Below are 19,201 nucleotides of genomic sequence, written 5' to 3'. Positions count from 1 at the left end.
CGGCGGTGAATTATGCTCCGCACCAGAGTCAGTGCCAGGTCCGGCTTGCTGACCTCAAACTTGCCGATCGGCGATGGCGGCTTCAGGACTTGTTGAGCGATGCACAGTACGATTGGGAGGGTCACGAGCTTAAATCGCGCGGGCTCTACCTGGATCTGGCTCCGTGGCGGTACCACATCTTTAGATTGCAACAGTTACCGTGAGGCGCAGCGGCCTCGATGAGTCGTCAGGGACTGGCTGCAATCTCCTGCATCAGCCGCTGAAATTCCGGGTCGTTCCGAATGAGTCTGGTGGCGGCCAGGAGCAGGCGATCGATTTGATGGTCGGTCAAGTGCAACGTCGTCGGAATTTTCATGAGATACTCCCGCTCCGTTTGATCCTCAACCGCGTTGAGACTCACATCGACAAAATAGATCTCCGCATCCTGGGCAAACACGCTTTCAGCGCCAGGCAGCCGGTTGCGAAGCTCGTTGCGCCACATCTGAACGGCGAAGCGCATGAGCAGCAGCGTGTCCGTCGAATACCGGTTGATCGGGATATCGACGAGCGAGCTGAACGCCCGCGAGAGCACCGGAATATGATCGCTCCGATATTCCTTCACGTCCGGAGCGGTTTCGGCATTGACTGAGATGATGACCAGTTTCTTGATGTTCTTGATTCCGGCATTCTTGGCAATATTTTCCAGGCCGCCTGAGACTCCCACTCCTTCGACGATGCCCCTCAAGGCCATATTGTCGGAGAGCCCCCCGTCCAGCAAATGAACATTGGGCCGCTTCTCCGCGTCGAGATAGGATAGCAATTCCTGTGCCCGTTGTCGTTGGATGGCTCTCGTGGACTTTTTGGCTTCCAGGAGCCAGGCGGGAGGTTCGTACCCGCATTGGCCCGCGTAATTGTTCAAGGTAATAGGACTCAGCACCAATGGGAGGGCGGCCGAAGCCGCGGAGGCATAGGCCACCGGAAGTTGATTGAGATCCGAGCACATGGCGTCGAATTGAGCCTGGAGAAATTCAAATCTTGAGAGCGTGGCCATGTCCGAGGCATGAATCAGGATGCCCGGCCGGGTCTTTTGGCGGAGCAGGTCACCGTAGGTCTTGCCTTCGAATAGCGCTTCATCCAAGAGTTCGGCCATGATGTGGGTGCGCCCGAAGTAGGGAGACCAGAGGCGGAACCAATTGCTGGGAGATCGAAAGATCCGTGACCTGAGCTCGCTCTCCCAATCCTTGCGCAGAAAGCGGTATTCGAAGTCGTGAAAGATCCGCTCTCCGAATAGGGCATAATAGGCGCCCGTGAAGGTGCCGCCGGAGAGGGCGTAGATCACGTCGAGCTCATCCAGCAGCCGCTTTTGCTTTCCTTCCCACGTGATCGGCTGGCGAGACAGCTCGCGCAACGCCCCGAACGCGAGGGTCGAGGCCCTGCTCCCTCCCCCGGAGAATGCCGCCAAAACAAGGAGACTGTCTGAGTTGCCCTGCTCAGGAGTCGTGAGATTGGGCATTCGATAGCCGTACTGGGGATCCCAGTGAGTGAGCGGCGCATTCAAGGTCGGGCGAACGTACTCGCAGGCCGAAAGAGAAACCATCAGCAAGACATAGAGAATCGATTGACTCAGCAGGCGGATCACAGTTGACGATGCTTTAACGAACCGGGCGTGGGGCATAGGGTTCCGTCACGGCGATCTTCAAGGTCTGGCCCTGCACGAGAGGAGCCGATGCCTTGAGTCCGTTCGCCACGGCGATCTCTTCGGGCTTCCAGGCCGATCGGCTCCTCGTCGCCACCGCCTCGATGGTTTCTCCTGTCTGGGCTTTGACGAGCCGGATGCGTTTTTCGGTGATGTTATCCCGTTCAGTCGCGGTCAAGGGCCGGAAGCTGTTCACGGTGGAATCGAGCACCGGCTTCATCGACTCGAACCGTCTCGCGGGAGCCAGACCGGCGATCTGATAAATCAGGCCGCCGTGGGCGATCCAGGTCAGGTCGAGCTCGGTCTGGCTGTCGGCTTTGAGGTGGGTTCGAGCCGCGGGCAAATCACCGATCTGAAATCGTTGCGTCCGTGACAGAATGTCCGATTTGGTCGTCTTTTGAAGAGTGCGGGCGCCGTCCAACGGGTCCTGTCCTTCGGCAACGGTTCTCAACAGCAGAGCCCCCTCCCCGTCAGAAGCCGCGGCAATCAGCATTTGTGGCGTGTTTTCTACCTTCCATTTATCAGGGAGTTCAAAAAGGAAGTTCAAGTCCGGCTGGAGAAATTGCTGATCCATCAGGATTCCATTCGCCGCCCGCTGTCCGATGACGAGCCCATCCAGCCTGGCGAGGTAGGAGTCCTTGGTGGCGCTGATCGGTGCACGTGGCGCCCGCGTCAAGGTGGTTGCGTGCACCGACGTTTTTCTGACCCGTTCCGGCGTCGGAGGGTGGGAGTCGAAGAAGCTCGGCCTCCGCGGTTTCCCTTGGTACAGCTCCACCTCCCGTTCCAGATTGGACAGGAAGGTCGACAGCGCGACAGGATCCCAGCCGGCCTTTGCGGCAATCCCCTGCCCGACCTCATCGGCTTCATTTTCCTGGCTGCGGCTGTAGGGAGAAAAGATCAAGCTTTGCGTCAAGTCTCCGATCCCGCCGACGATGTTGCCGACCAGCGGGCTCACAAGGCCGGTCACGCCAGAGACGATCCCAAACACCGCAGCGAATGGACCGCGCTTTGAAATACTTTGAACCGAATGCCGCGCCGCCACATGGCCGATCTCATGCCCGACGACGCCCGCCAGCTCATCTTCGGAATTGGTCAGGGCGAGCAACCCGCGCGTGACATAGACGTACCCGCCCGGCAAGGCGAAGGCGTTCGGCTCTTCCATATCGACGAGGTGAAATTGATAGGCCACACTTTGGCGGGGCGATTGTTCGGCCAACCGTTTGCCCAACTGAGTCAAGTAGGCCGAGAAAGGGTCGTTGTCGAGCAACCCCATCTGGGCTTCGACCTTTTTAGCTTCCTCGGCTCCAAGCTTGTTTTCCTGCTCTTCCGAAACCAGCGTGAGTTCCGGCCTGCCGCTCACGGGATTCACTGAACAGGCGCTTTGCACAATCGGTATTGTCATGACCATCAGCAGGAAGACTCGCGACAGGAGCCGGGTTGCGGTGGAACGGTTGTCAGCAGATGGTCTGTACGTTATTCTCATGGATGCCTCGTAGGTTGTCTGTCGGACACTATCAAGCCACCCGCATGGGCCTCGGTGCGATCCATGCCCGCCTCCGCGCAATGACCGGGTCTGGACGGGACGTCACATGCATCTCGATCGCCCCCCGGTAGTCATGCGCAAACATGTGGACGTGGTCTCCAATCTCCTCAGGGCCGGCGTTACGGGCGCGTTCAGGCCAGGATGTTGGCCAAGGTCTCTTCCCTCTGCAGTCGTCTGGCGGCCACGTTACAGACAGGGAGTTGAACGGATGAGCTATCTACCAAACTCTCGCATTAGGCACAACTGTCAAAACTAGCAGGTGGACTCACTCGGCGACCGATCGGTTCCTTCGCCAAAAGAGCGAGATGGATCGAGCCGGTACGTTACTTTGCCGGCGGTTCCCCGCCGTCTCCGTTCTTCTCCTTCTCAATCGGTATGGCCTCTTTGATGAGATCATCGAGGAACTTGTTTAGAGGCGTATACTTCGAGGCTCGTTTCCGATTGAGGAAATCGGAGACGATACTGCCCAATGTGGCGCGGGCGATATCTTCCAGATACACAGGGTCTTGAGAAATGGCCTCACTCTCCATCGCCGTTTCGGCGATGGAGGTCCAGAGAAGTTCCCCGGTCTCGCCGTCCCAGAGTTGCAGAGAGATCCGCATGACGCTCGACCGCGTTTGCGTGAGTCGAAGGTCCAGTGCTGGAAATTTCCAACGATCCTGCATGACTTGCGTAAAAGCCGCCAACCGAGGCTGGAACACAAAGCGCGCGCCGACGGCTTCGCGAAATTTTCGGAGGGCATCGCGATCGAGGACGTTGCTCTGATCGTAATCATTCCTCACGCTGGTATACTGTCCCGCCAACCCTTGCCGATTGAGGCGCGCGAGCGTGTCCTGCTCGGATACGATTTGCCAGTTCGGGGATACTCTCCGCAGAATCTGGCCGAGGTAATGGGCCAACCCCACCTCGTTCCCACGAAGGCCAGGGGCCGTGATCGCCGGGAAGATCGCCACGCCATCCTGTTCCAAGCTGGCTGGATGGAAAGACGGGGACAATTCTGTCGAATTGGTCCGGACCTGCCATCCGTAGATGGAACTCGAGCAGCCGGTTAAGGAAGCGAGCAGAAATAGTCCGCCTATCCATACCCCACACGTTCGGAGAAGACCGGTCGTCTTCCGTGTTCTTAGCCGCATCGTTGCACCTGTACGATCACTCGTGAGGGCCGTGGTGGAATAGGCTCAGCAATTGCCGTCCGTCGTGTAGGTGTCCAGCACGCCAAAATGGTCGGAACCGGCGCCGAGGGTCACGGCATTCGGGCGGCCGAAGAGTTCCTGCCTGAGGCAGCCCAACGGATGAGCCGGGTCCGCCAGCATCATGAAGAGAAAATCAATGCGCCGGGCCTGGCTCACCCCGCGGCGGTAGCCGTCCTTGATCCGTTGCTGTTGATCCTCCGGCATCCTTTGTATGACCGAGGCCAAGGTCGGCGGCAATTCGATCTCCTCCTGGCGGGCGACCGGATTCAGTCTCGGGTCATAGGTGTGCAATTCTCCGGTTCGGCGCGCGACCGTGTAGGTATCGCGCAGACCGGCCTCCTGCAACTCGCGATATCCCGGCGAGTCCGGCTCAAAGTTGAAGTCTCCGCCGATGAGGATGCCCACATACGAGCCGGCGGCCTGCAGCCGCTTAAGCTCCGCGAGCAACGTACGCAGTTCCTGGACCCGTTGTTGCTGATCCTCCGCCAAGGCGTTCAGGATCTGTTGCGAGGAAGCCTGGTCCTGAATCCGACCTTCGCTCTGCGCGACGAGCAGCCGTTGCGTGAAATATTCGTCTCGCTCGATCCCGGAATGCAGATGCAGACTGACGACGAGCAGCTTCCGATGGCTGGCGGGATTCTCCACTTCGGCGATGAGCGCATAGCGCAATTCGCCGAACTGCACGCCCAGGCGGTCGCGGCAAAGCCCGAACCCTCCGCTCAATTTCAAGCCTGCCAGCTTCCGCACGAGCAACGGCGCTTTGGCGAGCACCACAAGACCGTTATTTAATCCTGGGACCACCGCTACTCCCGGAAGCGGTCTGACCCCGCAGGCATCGACTTGATGCACCTCGTTGTACGTGAGGCTGCGCGCTCTAAGTCCGTCAACGTAGGCGGTCGCCATGCGAGGCAACGGATTCACTTCCTGCAGCAACATCACGTCCGGCTCCACGCGAGCCATGTCGTCGATCTGCAACGTGATCCTGGCGGTTCGGTCGTCTTCGGATTCGCCCGGCCGCACCCAGAGGCGGCCCACGTCCAGGCCATGCAGGGTGTTGTAGGTGAGGACTCTGAATCGCGACATCCGGGCGGCGTCAGGATCGCCGGGGGGCCGATCCGAAGTCGATCCGACACAGCCTGTGTGGAGGGACATACCAAGCAGAATCGGAGCGACCAAGCGCATCCCGCCCTTGTTTGAGTGTGCCGCGGAAGCGCCTGTGCTCATCGATGTCGGTCAGGAGCTGGCCAGGGGACTTGTGAAACGTATCGATGGGACACCACACCGGCCGGTCGCACCCTCATGGCTTCTGCTTCCATGCCCGGTAGCGGCGGATCAGCGCGTTGGTGGAACTGTCGTGCCCAAGTTGGGGCTCCGCCTGGCTCTCCAGTTCAGGAATGATGCGCTGGGACAGCACCTTGCCCAACTCAACCCCCCACTGATCGAACGAATCGACGCCCCAGATGACACCCTGGGTAAACACGCTGTGCTCATAGAGGGCGATCAGTCGACCGAGCGACTCGGGCGTGAGCCGGCCGAGCAGCACGGTGTTGGAGGGCCGGTTGCCCTCGAAGGTGCGATGGGGAACCAGCCAATCAGGCGACCCTTCGGCCCGCACCTCCTCGGACGTCTTGCCGAACGCGAGGGCTTCGCCCTGCGCGAACATGTTTGCGAGCAAGAGATCGTGATGCCGGCCGAGCGGGTTGAGCGTCCGGGCGAATGCAATAAAGTCGCAGGGGATGAGTTTGGTTCCTTGATGGATCAATTGGTAGAAGGAGTGCTGGCCGTTGGTGCCGGGCTCACCCCAATAGATCGGGCTTGTTTCGTAACCGACCTTGGTCCCGTTGAGCATCACGCTCTTGCCGTTGCTCTCCATCGTCAACTGCTGGAGATAGGCAGGGAATCGTTTCAAATACTGCTCATAGGGCAGGACCGCCACGGTCTGCGCGCCGAAGAAGTTGTTGTACCACACGGTGAGCAGGCCGAGGAGCACGGGCAGGTTGCGGTCGAATGGCGCCGTCCGGAAGTGTTCGTCCATCCGGCGAAAGCCGGCCAGCATCTGGTGGAACTGCTCCGGCCCGACAGCCAGCATCGTCGAGAGGCCGATAGCCGAATCCATGGAATAGCGTCCGCCGACCCAGTCCCAGAACTCGAACATGTTGGCGAGGTCGATGCCGAATTGTCTCACCTCCGCCGCATTCGTCGAGACGGCGACAAAATGCTTGGCCACAGCCGCCTGCGCGCCGCCGAGTCCCTTGAGCGACCAGTCGCGCGCGCTGTGCGCGTTCGTCATGGTCTCGAGGGTCGTGAAGGTCTTGGACGACACGATGAAGAGGGTTTCCGCCGGGTTGAGGTCGCGCACGGCCTCCGCGAAATCGGTCCCGTCGATATTGGACACAAAACGGAACGTCATGCCTCGGTCGCTGTAGTGCTTGAGCGCTTCATAAGCCATGACCGGCCCCAGGTCTGACCCCCCGATCCCGATGTTGACGATGTGGCGGATGCGTTTGCCCGTGTGCCCCTTCCAGGCGCCGCTCCGGACGCGGTTCGAGAAGTCCGCCATTTTGTCGAGCACCGCATGGACACGCGGCACCACATTGACGCCATCGACCACGATGGAGGAGTCCTTCGGCGCGCGCAGCGCCACATGAAGGACGGCACGGTTCTCGGTCACGTTGATCTTCTCGCCGTTGAACATCGCCTCGATCCGAGCCCGCAACCCGCATTCCTCCGCGAGGTGGACGAGAAGGCGGAGCGTCTCGTCCGTGATGCGATTCTTCGAATAATCCAGGAAGACGCCGGCGGCCTCCGCGGTCATACGGGTCCCGCGTTCGGGGTCCTGCGCGAAGAGGGTCCGGAGATGCGCGTCACGAATCCGTTCGTGGTGCGCGGCCAAGGCCTTCCAGGCCGGGCGAGCGGTGAGCTGATTGCCGGGTGAACTCATGCTGTCTGCTCCTGGTACTCCGAATGAAGATCGCACACAGGCTTGTAGCAGATGCCGCATTCAATTTCTTGTCGGAAGAATACGCTGAATGTCGTTCAAAATCGAGGGGACGCCGATGGGTTGGATGATCCGACCCTCAGCGCGGTAAGCGACGGGTTTTCATTGCCCGATCGTTCCATCACTATTGACCCGTCGCTCTACACGTTGTCCGCTTCGGTGGATGTCGCCCGTTGTCGAGCCGGCGCCTGTTGCCCCCATTGCCAGTTGGCGATCTCGGGCATATCCTCGCCGTATCGGGAGATATACTCCTTGTGCTCGAACAGCTTGTCGCGCAGCGCCTGCTTGGCATAGGCGGCCCTGGCTCCCAAGGAGGGGACCCGGTCGATGACGTCGCTGGCCAGGTGGAATCGATCGAGGTCGTTGAGGACGCACATGTCGAACGGCGTCGTGGTGGTCCCCTCCTCCTTGTACCCGCGGACATGCAGGTTTTTGTGATTCGTTCGCCTGTACGTGAGTCGATGGATCAACCAGGGGTAGCCGTGGAATGCGAAGATGATCGGTTTGTCCTTGGTGAACAGCGCATCGAAATCATGGTCGGAGAGACCGTGCGGGTGTTCACTTGGCGGTTGCAGTTTCATCAAGTTGACGACGTTCACGACCCTGATCTTCACTTCGGGCATATATCGCCGGAAGAGGTCCACCGCGGCCAAGGTCTCCAAGGTGGGCACGTCCCCGCAGCAGGCCATGACCACATCCGGCTCGCTGCCCTTATCGTTGCTGGCCCACTCCCAGATGCCGATCCCCGCGGTGCAATGTTTGACGGCCTCGTCCATCGTCAGCCATTGGGGAGCCGGTTGCTTGCCGGCGACGATGACATTGACGTAGTTGCGGCTGCGCAGGCAGTGGTCGGTGACGGACAGGAGCGTGTTGGCATCCGGCGGGAGATACACGCGCACGACCTGCGCCTTCTTGTTCACCACATGGTCGATGAAGCCCGGGTCCTGGTGACTGAATCCATTGTGATCCTGCCGCCAGACATGCGAGCTGAGCAGATAGTTGAGCGAGGCGATCGGCCGCCGCCAGGGAATGTCGTTACAGACCTTGAGCCACTTCGCATGCTGATTGAACATGGAATCGATGATGTGGATGAAAGCTTCATAGCAGGAGAAGAACCCGTGCCGGCCCGTCAGGAGATATCCCTCCAGCCACCCCTGGCACTGGTGCTCGCTGAGCATCTCCATCACCCGGCCGTCAGGCGCCAGATGGTCGTCGTAGGGGTACCGGTCCGCCATCCAGACGCGGTTGGTCACCTCCAGCACGTCCTGCCAGCGGTTCGAGTTGTTCTCGTCCGGGCTGAACAGGCGGAAGTTCCGGCTCTCCAGGTTCAGCTTCATCGTGTCCCGCAGGAACTTGCCCATGAGGCGGGTGGACTCGGCCATGACGGCGCCGGGTTTCGTGACCTTGATCGCGTAGTCGCGGAAATTCGGCAGACGCAGGTCCTTGAGCAGGAGACCGCCGTTGGCGTGAGGATTGGCGCTCATGCGGCGTTCTGCCTTCGGGGCGAGTTCGGCCAATTCGGGCTTCAACCGGCCGGTCTTATCGAACAGCTCATCCGGTTTGTAGCTCTTCATCCATTGCTCAAGGATTTTGACATGCTCGGGCTTCTCGTGCATTTCACCCATCGGCACCTGGTGGCTTCGCCAATAGTCTTCCGTCCGCTTGCCGTCGATTTCCTTCGGACAGGTCCAGCCCTTCGGTGAACGGAGGATCATCATCGGCCACCGTGGCCGCTCCTTCACCCCGGTCTTTCGTGCCTGGGTCTGGATGTGCCGGATGTCGTCGAAGCAGGCATCGAGCGTGGCGGCCATCAATTGATGCATCTTGGCCGGATCGTCGCCTTCGACGAAATGCGGCGTATAGCCGTATCCGCGAAAGAGCTGGTCCAACTCTTCGTGGCTGATACGGGCCAGCACGCAGGGGTTGGCGATTTTGTACCCGTTCAGATGCAGGATCGGCAGGACGGCTCCGTCTGAGGCCGGATTGAGAAATTTGTTGGAGTGCCAGGAGGTCGCGAGCGGTCCCGTTTCGGCTTCGCCGTCCCCGACGACGCAGGCGACGATGAGGTCAGGGTTATCGAACGCAGCCCCGTATGCGTGCGACAAAGCATAGCCCAGTTCCCCTCCTTCGTGGATGGAGCCGGGAGTTTCCGGCGCCACGTGGCTCGGGATGCCTCCGGGAAATGAGAACTGCGTGAACAGCCGCTTCAGGCCCTCTTCGTCCTGAGAGATGTTCGGATAGACCTCGCTGTAGGTGTTTTCGAGGTAGGCATTCGCCACCAGCCCTGGCCCGCCATGGCCGGGACCGGTGATGTAGATCATGTTGAGATCCCGTTGCTGGATGATTCGGTTCAGATGGACGTAGATGAAATTCAGCCCTGGGGTGGTCCCCCAATGACCGAGGAGCCGGGGCTTGATGTGTTCTTTCTTCAGCGGCTCCTTCAGCAGGGGATTGTCATAGAGGTAGATCTGCCCGACGGACAAATAATTCGCCGCGCGCCAGTACGCGTCCATCAGGTTGAGTACTTTTTCTGACAATGGGTTCTTCATGACCGCTCCTTCTCTGTGACCACGCCGGCTCGACAGAGGTCGAGCCGGTTATGAACGTCCTCCTCGCACGCAGCGAACCGTCTCTCTGGCGATCCAGGTTTCCTCATCCGCCGCGACGACATAGGCGGACGGCCGAGATTCCTCCACGCTGATCCGTGCTGCCTGACCCGGCGCAAGCCCTACCGATGCTCGATTGCGGTCTGGGTCGAGCCTCAGGCCGCACCAGCCCATGTTCCGGCAAATCCGGTCCCGGATCTCCGGTGCATTTTCCCCGATCCCGCCTCCGAAGACGATGGCATCGGCGCCGCCCAGCACGGCAAGGTAGGCGCCAAGGTACTTGCGCACGCGATAGCAGAACAGATCAATGGCGAACATGACCCGTTGATCCTGTTCCTGCTCAGCCGCGCGGAGCAACTCCCGCATGTCTGACGACCGCCCCGACAATCCGAGGAGGCCGGAACGTTCGTTGAGCCACCGTTCAACTTCAGCCGGCTCGGCCTTTTCCCGCTCGCACAGGTAACTGATGATCGAGGCATCCACATCGCCGGAACGGGTGCCCATCACCAATCCCTCCAACGGCGTGAAGCCCATCGAGGTCTCCACCGATCGGCCTTGCGCAATGGCCGCCACGGAGCAGCCGTTCCCCAATTGGAGCGTAATCAACCGTGCTCGTTCCAACGGGGTTCCCGTGGTTGCCGCATAGCCATGGGCGAGCGACGCATGGGCAATCCCGTGAAACCCGTAACGGCTGATCCGATGCCGGTCGGCCAGTTCCCTGGGAATCGCGTATTGTTTGGCAATAGCCGGCATGGTCTTGTGGAAGGCCGTGTCGAACACGGCCACCATCGGCAGCTTGGAGCCCAGCACCTCCCTGGTTCCCCGGATCCCTGCAAGACAAGCGGGATTGTGCAGCGGGGCCAATTCGGACAGCGCGTCGATGCCGGCTTCAACCTCTTCCGTGATTAACGTGGACTCCACAAAGCGATCTGCTCCGTGGACCACCCGATGCCCGACCGCGTCGATCCCACCGAGCGAACCGGCCAGACGATCGAACAGCACCCTCAGCGCCTGTGCATGGTCCCGAATCTCTATGGCCCCCGACCGGTCCTCATGCTCGCCCAGCACCTCGAAGCTCGTGTGGCTTCCGATCCCTTTGATCGAGCCCTGAAGCAAGGCCGGTCCGGTTGTCAGGGCGCCGTTCGACTCCTCAACGACGTCCACCAGGCGAAACTTAATCGACGAACTCCCGCTGTTGATCACCAAAACCTTCATGTCAGCGTCGCAGCCATGTGGGAATCAACGACGATAATCTGTCATTTTGCGCGGCGAGCGAGGCGCTGCCGTCTCCCAATCTTATTCTTATTTCACGCTTCAAACGAGCCGATACTTCGACCCCGGCCGCTCCTCTCGGATCTTCTCTTTTATACATGGTATACGTGGCAGAGTGAACCGCATCACACGTCAAAAATGGCAGGCTCATCTTTTCTGCGGCATGGCTGCTGTGAATATTCATGGACACGCATAAACCCATGAAACCCATGCTCGCCGCCGAATGGTGCTGGGGCCCGGAGTAGATCGTGATCTTGGAACTGGAGGAGAAGAAGTGCCATGATCGGCCTGCAAGACCGCTTTGGAGGGCTCTCGTTGTGAAGTCCGCACGGCCGGTCCGTGCTTGGTACAATCCCAGCGAAGGTTCGGCCGGTGATAGATCGCATGACACATGTTCAGCTCGAATTTACAGGGGGGAGTAGTGCCAATGACGGAGACAGTCGCCATACTGGTCGGCGGAGGGCCGGCGCCGGGCATCAATGGGGTGATCAGCGCTGCGACGATTCGATGCCTCGATGAGGGCTGGAAGGTCCTGGGTATCGAGCAAGGGTTCAAATGGATCATGCGGGGGGACTTGAGCAAGGTCGTGCCATTGACCCTTGAACGGATGAGCCGGCTTCACTTTCGCGGCGGATCGCTGCTCAAGACCTCACGTGCGAACCCGACCAAAAATCCCAGCCATCTGGCCCAGGTGTTGAAAAGTCTGGACCAACTCGGCGTAACGGGACTGGTCACGATCGGAGGAGACGATACCTGTTTTTCAGCCCTTTCGCTCGAACGGGCCGCACAGGGCCGCCTGCGCGTTGTACACGTCCCCAAGACCATCGATAATGACCTTGATCTTCCGCAGGGCATCTCGACCTTTGGATTCCAGACCGCTAGGCACGTCGGGACCTTTGCGGTCACGAGCATCCTCGAAGATGCGCGCACAACCGGCCATTGGTTTTTTGTCGTGGCTATGGGACGCAAGGCCGGGCATCTGGCACTGGGAATCGGCAAAGCGGCCGGGGCGACACTCACGATGATTCCGGAGGAGTTTCGCGACAGACCCATCAAACTCGCGACAGTGGCCGATATTCTCGCGGGCGCGATCATCAAGCGGCTGAGTCTGGGCCGGGAAGATGGCGTCGCCGTACTGGCGGAAGGTTTGGCGGAGATCATGAGCCCCGACGACCTGACGGCTTTGGCTTCCGTCGCGCGCGACGACCATGGTCATGTGGAACTGGCGGATCTCGATCTGGGCCGTGTGCTGAAGGAGGAAGTCCTGAAGCGCCTGGCTCCTTACGGCCTCTCCCCGACCATTCGGGTCAAGGACCTGGGCTATGAATTGCGGTGCGCGGATCCCATTCCGTTCGACATGGAATACTGTCGTGATCTCGGGTGCTCCGCAGCGGAGTACCTGATCAGCGGGGGGACGGGGGCGATGGTCTCGATTGTCAACGGTGCCTGTTCGCCGATCCCGTTCGGCAGGATTCTCGATCCCGCCACGCAACGGACCAGGGTCCGCATGGTGGATGTGGCGTCGGAGTCCTATCGAATTGCCCGGCGCTATATGGTCCGATTGGACGAGAGCGATTTTGCGGAGCGCGAACGCCTGGCTCGTTGCGCCGCGGTGGCGGGGCTCACCGCCGAGGCCTTCCGGGAACGATTTGCCGCGGTGGCGGCGCATGAACGGGGCGCACCAGCACTCCCGTCGTCGGGGAATCACTGAGCCTCGCGACAGAAGCACCCCGCTGGTGAAGGCGGGGTGCTTCATCGAGCGACCGCTGCCGGAGTAGTTCAAGATCTAGCGGTGCAAAAACGCATCGGCCAGGAGCGCCCGATTGAGGGTCTCCACCATCTTCAGATGCGCGGTTCGATCTTCCTTGAGGCCTTTGCCGAAGAGGTCGGAATGGTGGGTTTTGAGAATATGTGCAAATTCTTCATGCTTGGCGATAGGGATCTCGTACAGGGAGGCCAGGGCCGTCACATATTCCCCTCCTCCCGCCGCCGATTCTTGGCGGAGATTTTCATAGGCTACGCCGGCAAACAGGTTGATCTTCTGCTCCTGCCGCACCAGGCCATCCTCCGTGTATAGAGCGCCCGGGGTCGTGCTGGAGAGGAAATTGGAAATCGAGTCGGACGTGGCTTTGGTTGTGCCACAGGCGGACAGGGCAAGCCCCAGGACCGCGATTCCCATGGCTGCCAAGAGTGGCCGGCGAAGTGTGGTATTCATGACTCCTCCTTGTACAAGAAGCGGTTGGGGGCGGACGCTGAATGTGAAACGTATCGGCAACATGATCGATGGTCGCGCCGATTGCGGACTGGCCTCAGGTTTCCATCGATTGCGCTGTGACTTTCAGATCGGCCGCGAGCCTCACCGGCGGCTCTGATTGCGAGTCGGCGCCTCAGTACACCAGTGGAATCTCCCGGGCTAATTCGTACTTCAACAACGACCGGATCTTGGTTTCGATCTGGAGGTACCGGGCGACCTTGGCCTCCGGCAAGACATGGCTGAGTTGCTGGGCGTAGGATTGCTTCAGCGCCACTTCGGCATCCTCGACCGCCAGGGCTTCGTCGAGGAGGTTCGCCGCCGTGCTGTTCGGCACTGGCCCGTTCTTGAAGGCCTCCGCATAGTCCGTAATGGTCCGGCCGAGCCGTTTGTTGATCTGGTCGAGATTCTTCTGATATTCGTCATACAAAGGCCAGAACTTAGCCGCCTCGCCGTCCGTCAGATTCATGTTGCTCGCCACCAGCAACTTCTTGTCGGCCTTGATCTTGTTCAACAGAATTTCCGCATTGGTGGCCGCCGAGGTCTTGGCGGCCTGGCTGCCGGTATCCGCCGTGCGAACCGGTTCCGATGCGCAACCTTGAAGGCAGACGAGCCCCAGAACAATCACTCCGAGTCCGCGGCTTCTCATGAACGTGCTCCTTTGTTTGGGATCAAGGTCGGCGGCACTGCCTGCGTCAATATACCAGCGGAATCTGTTGCGCGAGTTCCATCTTGATGATGGCCCGGATTTTATTTTCGATCTGAATGTACCGGGCCGTCTTGGATGCCGGCAGTACCTTGTTGAGCTTGTCTGCATAGGTCCGTTTCAACTTCGCCTCGGCTTCTTCTACGGCCAACGCTTCATTCATCAGCTTCTTGGCCGTGTCGTTTGGCAGCGGGCCCTTCTGGAAGGCTTCGGCATATTCCCCGATCGTCCGGGTGAGTCGCTGATTGATCTGATCGAGTTCCTTCTGATAGCCGTCATATAAGGGCCAGAAGGCCTTGGCTTCGGAATCGCTGAGGTCCATGTTGCCGGCCACCAGGAGTTTCTTGTCCGCTTTCAGCTTTTCCTTGAGGATTTCCATATTTGTCGGGCTTGGGGCATTCTGTGCAACAACCGGCGCGGCCCACACGAGCAGTGCCGCCATGCAGAAGCCTTGGAGGAATTTCATGATCGTCATCTCCTTTCTGAAAGGTGGTTCGACCGTGTGCGCATGCGCGCAGCGCACACTCTCTACCATCAATGGAAGCCGGCTTCCACTGTTAAAAGTGACAGGCCGGCGAAGAACGTTCTCGTCAAGGCCGGAACCGTTCTCCACTCGCCGATGCATGGCGACCCGTCAGGTTCTTCCTTGACTTGACGGCTGACTATACCGCGCGATATGGTTAGCCATATGAAGACGACCATACAAATACCTGATAGCCTTTTCGAGGAGGCGCGCAAGGTAGCCCGCCGGGAGCGGACGACCTTGAAGGCTCTGGTCGAACAGGGGCTTCGCAGGATTGTTTCAGAGCACAAACGGCATCACGAATTCCGCCTTCGCAAAGCCACATTTAAAGGCCATGGGTTGCATCCGCATCTCGCGGGAGCCTCCTGGGAGCAAATTCGGGAATTGAGCTACGAAGGCCGCGGCGGATGATCGCCGTCGATAGCAATATTCTCGTGTATGCCCACCGCGAAGATTCCCCTTGGCACGAACGGGCCTATGCTCACCTCCTCGGACTGGCTGAGCGACGAGCGCCATGGGCCATACCATGGCCATGCATTCACGAATTTCTCGCCATTGTGACCCATGCGCGTATCTATGCTCCGCCGACTCCCCTGCAAGCGGCGATAGACCAGATTGAAGCTTGGATGGAATCACCGAGCCTTGTCCTCCTGTCGGAGCCCGAGGACTACTGGAGGCAATTCCGGGACGTGCTCCAGGCTTCCCGAGCGTCCGGTCCTCAAATCCATGACGCGCGAGTCGCGGCTCTATGCCTGCAACACGGAGTGCTTGAGTTGTGGACGGCGGATCGGGACTTTGGCCGATTTCCCGGGTTGACGGTTCGGAATCCCTTAGTCGGCTAACCGGCTCTTCTACACATCAACCACAGGCTACTGATTCTCGATCACTCCCGTCTGTTCCCACTCGCTTCCTGTTTGCGGTCAGCAACAGGATACAGGGGTGAGCGATCGGTCCGTCCGGCCGCTCGATTCGAAAGGTCACGGGTTCTCCCCCGATCCAATGGATTGCAAATTCGGCGTGGCCGACACGAACCGGCGCCCGGCCAGCGAGGCCTGTATGGCTTGTGGCAGGTCGGAGACCAGCCGTTGCTTGACGACGTAGCCCGTCGCGCCGACGTCCAAGGCCTCCCGAAGATAATCCGGATCGTCATGGACGGTGAGGAAGATGATCTTGGTCTGGACGCCGTCGGCTCGCAGTCGCCGCGCCACGTCCAGGCCGTCCATGATCGGCATGGTGATATCCAGCACTGCAATATCCGGGATCAGCCGTTCCACGAGCTCGACCGCGGCGACTCCGTCGGAAACCGTGCCGAGAATGTCGCACTCATCAGCCATCAACTGGACGGCGTGATCGAGAAACTGCGCGTTGTCGTCGGCGAAAATCACGCGGGGGCGAAACGCCGCCCCGTGGTCCGGGCTCTGGCAAGGCGTCGTAATGGATTGATTGGCCACGAGGACCACTTCTGCACACCGCCGGTCCGCAGAGGGCGTGAATGGGAAGATGCCACAGAGGTATCACGGAGCGCCGATCGGCACCACTGTCAAAACTGACAGGGCATGTTGATGGGAATGTCGGAATTCAGAGAGCGGAGATAAGACGCTCGCGAATGGCGAATTGCACGAGGTCGGCGGTGGATTTGAGTCGGAATTGATCCATAACCCGATACTTGTGAAAGGCGACCGTGCGGGGAGTCATCCCCAGCGTGGCCGCCACCTCCTTCATCGATCGCCCCTCGGCGAGGAGTTGCAGCACCTCACGTTGTCTCGGCGTCAGCGGCCGGCGGCCGGACAGTGGTGAGCGGCCGGTCCGTGGAATGTCCTCAAGCACCGACGCCATGGCAGGACACATATACCGGCGTCCCTGGCGAACGGCTCGCAGAGCCTCGAATAACCGCGTGGACGCCTCGCTCTTCAACAGGTATCCCATGGCGCCGGCTTCGAGGGCGCGTCTCGCCAAATCCGGGTCCTCGCTGGCCGTAAGGATGATGAACGCGGTATGAGGAAGCCGTTGCTTGAGGCGCTCCAGCGCGTCCAGTCCGTTTAACAACGGCATGGCCACGTCGGCGATCACGATGTCCGGTTTCAGGCGGAGCGCTTGGGCGATCAGTTGGCGCCCGTCCAGCGCCGTGCCGACGATGTCATACTCGTCATAGCCCTCGAACAATTGCGTGAAGGCGTCCAACAGGAGACGGTGATCATCGGCGAGCAGCACGCGGAACAGCTTCATGGCCTGTTCATTCCATAGTCCGCTCCGGCCGGATCGGCACGCGGGCTTCGATCTCGGTTCCCGCCCCTGGTGCCGACCGGATCGCCAACGTGCCACCGACGGAACCGACCCGCTCGGTCATGCTCACCAATCCCAGGCCCTCGCTGCATTCCAAAACGCTCGGATCGAAACCCTTGCCCTTATCCCGGAGCCGCATGGTCACGATCGTGGATTGTCTCGCCAGAGACAACTCGACCGAATCGGTCCCGCTGTGTTTCCTGGCATTGTGCAGGCCCTCCTGCGCGACGCGATACAGTGTGAGCGCGACATCATCTGGCAGCGTCCGCGGCATGTCGAGATCGGTAAAGTGCACGTGCAGCCCGCACTCCGCCATGTCCCGGCAGAGGGCTCGGATGGCCGGCACCAACCCGAGATGTTTCAATTTGGACGGATGCAGCCGATGAGACATGGCATGGATGTCGGCCGACAGGGCTTTCAACCGCTGTTGCATGGCCTCCATGGCATCCTGCCGTCCCGGATTGGAGGAAGGAACCCGTCCGAACTGTTCCAATTCCACCGACAACAGCGCCAACGTCTGGTTCACATGGTCGTGGAGCTCACGGGCGATTCGGCTCCGTTCCGCTTCTTGCGCGGTGATCAGCCGCGCGCTGAGACGTCGCAACGTCTCTTCGTTGTGTTTCTGTTCCGTGATGTCCTTGGCGATGCCGGTGGCAAAGCTGGTGTGGCCTTCCGGATCACGCGTGAGCGCCCCATGGTCATCGAGCCAATGCACCGTGCCATCGGGCAATCTGACCCGATACTGTTCCCTGTAGTCGCTCGCCTCGCCCGCCAACCATGCCGTATAGGCTCGTTCGACGCGCGCCCGATCCTGCTCGTGCACGCACGTGAGCCAGAAGCGCGCCTCGCCGTAGAATGCCGCCGCCTTGCGGCCCATGACGGATTCGACTGAAGGGCTGATATAGATGACACGTTCGGGGTTCATGCGGACGAACCAGAAGATCTCACCGACGGCTTCGGACAGCAGCCGCTGCAGCGTCTCGCGTTCGTGCCGTTCCGCTTCTGCGGTCACGTCCAGGAAAAACCCGCGCAGGCTTCGCGGCCGCTTCAATGGGCCGACGACCGTCACGAGGTCGAGCAGCCACACTGGTCTTCCGTCCTTTGCGATCATCCGATACCGAAGCTCAAAGTGAGGCTGCCGTGTGGACAACTGCCGGCAACGATCGATGGCGCTCCTGCGATCATCGGGATGGAGGTGAGACTCCCAGAAGTCAGGCTTGTACCAGTCTTCTCGCGGATAGCCCAGCAAGACTTCGGCTTCTCGGCCAATGTAGGTCATCCGCCAAGTTTTCGCGTCGGCCTCCCAAGGAATGATGTGGCTGGATTCTCTGATCTCTTTGGACGGTCGGTCACGATTCTGCAGGGTCTTGGCGATTCGCTTGACGGGCGTGACGTTCTGGTGCGCTAACAGAATCCAGACAGCCGATGGACGCTCCGCTCTCTTCAATCGGCTGCCCTGTACGAGATACCACTGGCGTTTGCCTGCAAGCTCGCAGGAGTACAACTGCTCAAACTTGGTGACATCCCTGTCCAACAGCCGTCGAATCTGGCGATGGACGGTTCTTGCGGTGTCGGCATCCTTCAGTCCTGTTCTTCGACAGACATCGAGGTAATCGAGGCCCACCCCGTGTGTCTTGGAACTCAGGCCATTCCGTTTTGCAAACCGGCGCCATGCGCCATTCACATAGCGAATGATTCCCTTGTGGTCGAGTACCGCCACATTCGTCTGATAGGTGTTAATGATGGACTGAACAGAACGGTTCAACTCGTCCGAGTTACGAAGGCTCTGTCGGGCCGTCTGCTTCGAAGGGCTAAGGCGTTTCCGCCGTCGTTCATGAACCTGAAGGTTCATCAGCCACGACCATAAGGGTTCACTGCAGCCGAGCTTACCGGGGGGGGGGGTACATACCACACCCCGTGTGCTTTGTCACTCAAGGCAAGGTAAATTCATGCATGACGGCAGGGGTTGTCACAGGAATCAAGCATGGACCGTGCCGAATACGCGATAAGTTCGACCTTGGCTATGGGATTCATGGCACGGTTTTGCAAGGGCATACTCGCTAATGGGGGCCTGGAGAGGTCGAACTGAGGCACTTTGGGGCAGATAGGCTTCCGGTACTGCCCTGTTTTGCCGCGACAACGGCGCAGCAT

General features: G+C 59.9%; 16 protein-coding genes. 3 read left to right on the top strand and 13 right to left on the bottom strand.

Annotation, left to right across the window (positions count from 1 at the left end; genetic code table 11):
• Positions 1 to 226 precede the first annotated feature (226 nt).
• From QWI75_RS12280 to QWI75_RS12250, 7 genes are all read right to left on the bottom strand, one after another.
• Positions 227 to 1,618, bottom strand: a complete 1,392-nt coding sequence (locus QWI75_RS12280; RefSeq protein ID WP_289268867.1) for a patatin-like phospholipase family protein — start codon at positions 1,616 to 1,618, stop codon at positions 227 to 229.
• Positions 1,619 to 1,631: 13 nt separating this feature from the next.
• Positions 1,632 to 3,077, bottom strand: coding sequence for a M48 family metalloprotease (locus QWI75_RS12275; protein ID WP_289268866.1), 1,446 nt, complete (start codon positions 3,075 to 3,077; stop codon positions 1,632 to 1,634).
• A 464-nt stretch (positions 3,078 to 3,541) separates the two neighbouring features.
• Positions 3,542 to 4,171, bottom strand: a complete 630-nt coding sequence (locus tag QWI75_RS12270; RefSeq protein WP_289268865.1) for a hypothetical protein — start codon at positions 4,169 to 4,171, stop codon at positions 3,542 to 3,544.
• Between the two features lie 225 nt (positions 4,172 to 4,396).
• Positions 4,397 to 5,494, bottom strand: a complete 1,098-nt coding sequence (locus tag QWI75_RS12265; RefSeq protein ID WP_289268864.1) for an endonuclease/exonuclease/phosphatase family protein — start codon at positions 5,492 to 5,494, stop codon at positions 4,397 to 4,399.
• 214 nt (positions 5,495 to 5,708) lie between these two features.
• Positions 5,709 to 7,352: a glucose-6-phosphate isomerase gene (pgi, locus tag QWI75_RS12260; RefSeq protein ID WP_289268863.1), complete on the bottom strand. Its 1,644-nt coding sequence runs from the start codon at positions 7,350 to 7,352 to the stop codon at positions 5,709 to 5,711.
• Positions 7,353 to 7,549: 197 nt separating this feature from the next.
• Positions 7,550 to 9,994, bottom strand: coding sequence for a phosphoketolase family protein (locus QWI75_RS12255; RefSeq protein ID WP_289271650.1), 2,445 nt, complete (start codon positions 9,992 to 9,994; stop codon positions 7,550 to 7,552).
• A 12-nt stretch (positions 9,995 to 10,006) separates the two neighbouring features.
• Positions 10,007 to 11,230 (bottom strand): acetate/propionate family kinase, encoded by a 1,224-nt coding sequence (locus QWI75_RS12250; RefSeq protein ID WP_289268862.1) that lies wholly within the window; start codon positions 11,228 to 11,230, stop codon positions 10,007 to 10,009.
• A gap of 484 nt (positions 11,231 to 11,714) precedes the next feature.
• On the opposite strand from QWI75_RS12250, the gene pfp reads away from it, so the two are divergent.
• Complete coding sequence (gene pfp, locus QWI75_RS12245; protein WP_289268861.1) at positions 11,715 to 12,998, top strand: diphosphate--fructose-6-phosphate 1-phosphotransferase; 1,284 nt, start codon at positions 11,715 to 11,717, stop codon at positions 12,996 to 12,998.
• 75 nt (positions 12,999 to 13,073) lie between these two features.
• Here the strand turns inward: pfp and QWI75_RS12240 are convergent, their stop codons facing one another.
• The 3 genes from QWI75_RS12240 to QWI75_RS12230 form a co-directional block, all read right to left on the bottom strand.
• On the bottom strand, positions 13,074 to 13,502 hold the full coding sequence (locus QWI75_RS12240) for a DUF3015 family protein (protein ID WP_289268860.1): 429 nt from the start codon (positions 13,500 to 13,502) through the stop codon (positions 13,074 to 13,076).
• Between the two features lie 172 nt (positions 13,503 to 13,674).
• Entirely contained in the window at positions 13,675 to 14,187 is a 513-nt protein-coding gene (locus QWI75_RS12235) for a hypothetical protein (RefSeq protein WP_289268859.1), read from the bottom strand.
• Between the two features lie 46 nt (positions 14,188 to 14,233).
• Positions 14,234 to 14,710 (bottom strand): hypothetical protein, encoded by a 477-nt coding sequence (locus QWI75_RS12230; protein ID WP_289268858.1) that lies wholly within the window; start codon positions 14,708 to 14,710, stop codon positions 14,234 to 14,236.
• Positions 14,711 to 14,932: 222 nt separating this feature from the next.
• On the opposite strand from QWI75_RS12230, the gene QWI75_RS12225 reads away from it, so the two are divergent.
• Positions 14,933 to 15,178 (top strand): type II toxin-antitoxin system VapB family antitoxin, encoded by a 246-nt coding sequence (locus tag QWI75_RS12225; RefSeq protein WP_289268857.1) that lies wholly within the window; start codon positions 14,933 to 14,935, stop codon positions 15,176 to 15,178.
• Entirely contained in the window at positions 15,175 to 15,609 is a 435-nt protein-coding gene (locus tag QWI75_RS22830) for a type II toxin-antitoxin system VapC family toxin (protein WP_370693570.1), read from the top strand. Before QWI75_RS12225 ends, QWI75_RS22830 begins: the two co-directional genes overlap by 4 nt.
• A gap of 135 nt (positions 15,610 to 15,744) precedes the next feature.
• On the opposite strand, the gene QWI75_RS12220 is transcribed toward QWI75_RS22830, so the two are convergent.
• The 3 genes from QWI75_RS12220 to QWI75_RS12210 form a co-directional block, all read right to left on the bottom strand.
• On the bottom strand, positions 15,745 to 16,218 hold the full coding sequence (locus tag QWI75_RS12220) for a response regulator (protein ID WP_289268856.1): 474 nt from the start codon (positions 16,216 to 16,218) through the stop codon (positions 15,745 to 15,747).
• Positions 16,219 to 16,345: 127 nt separating this feature from the next.
• Complete coding sequence (locus QWI75_RS12215; RefSeq protein WP_289268855.1) at positions 16,346 to 16,993, bottom strand: response regulator; 648 nt, start codon at positions 16,991 to 16,993, stop codon at positions 16,346 to 16,348.
• A gap of 7 nt (positions 16,994 to 17,000) precedes the next feature.
• On the bottom strand, positions 17,001 to 18,902 hold the full coding sequence (locus QWI75_RS12210; RefSeq protein ID WP_289268854.1) for a PAS domain-containing sensor histidine kinase: 1,902 nt from the start codon (positions 18,900 to 18,902) through the stop codon (positions 17,001 to 17,003).
• Between the last annotated feature and the right edge of the window lie 299 nt (positions 18,903 to 19,201).

Origin of the sequence: Nitrospira tepida, from assembly GCF_947241125.1 — a bacterium.
In the GTDB taxonomy this organism is placed as follows: domain Bacteria; phylum Nitrospirota; class Nitrospiria; order Nitrospirales; family Nitrospiraceae; genus Nitrospira_G; species Nitrospira_G tepida.
The sequence above is the reverse complement of the archived record's forward strand: the minus strand, read 5'-3'. Positions and strand labels throughout refer to the sequence as shown.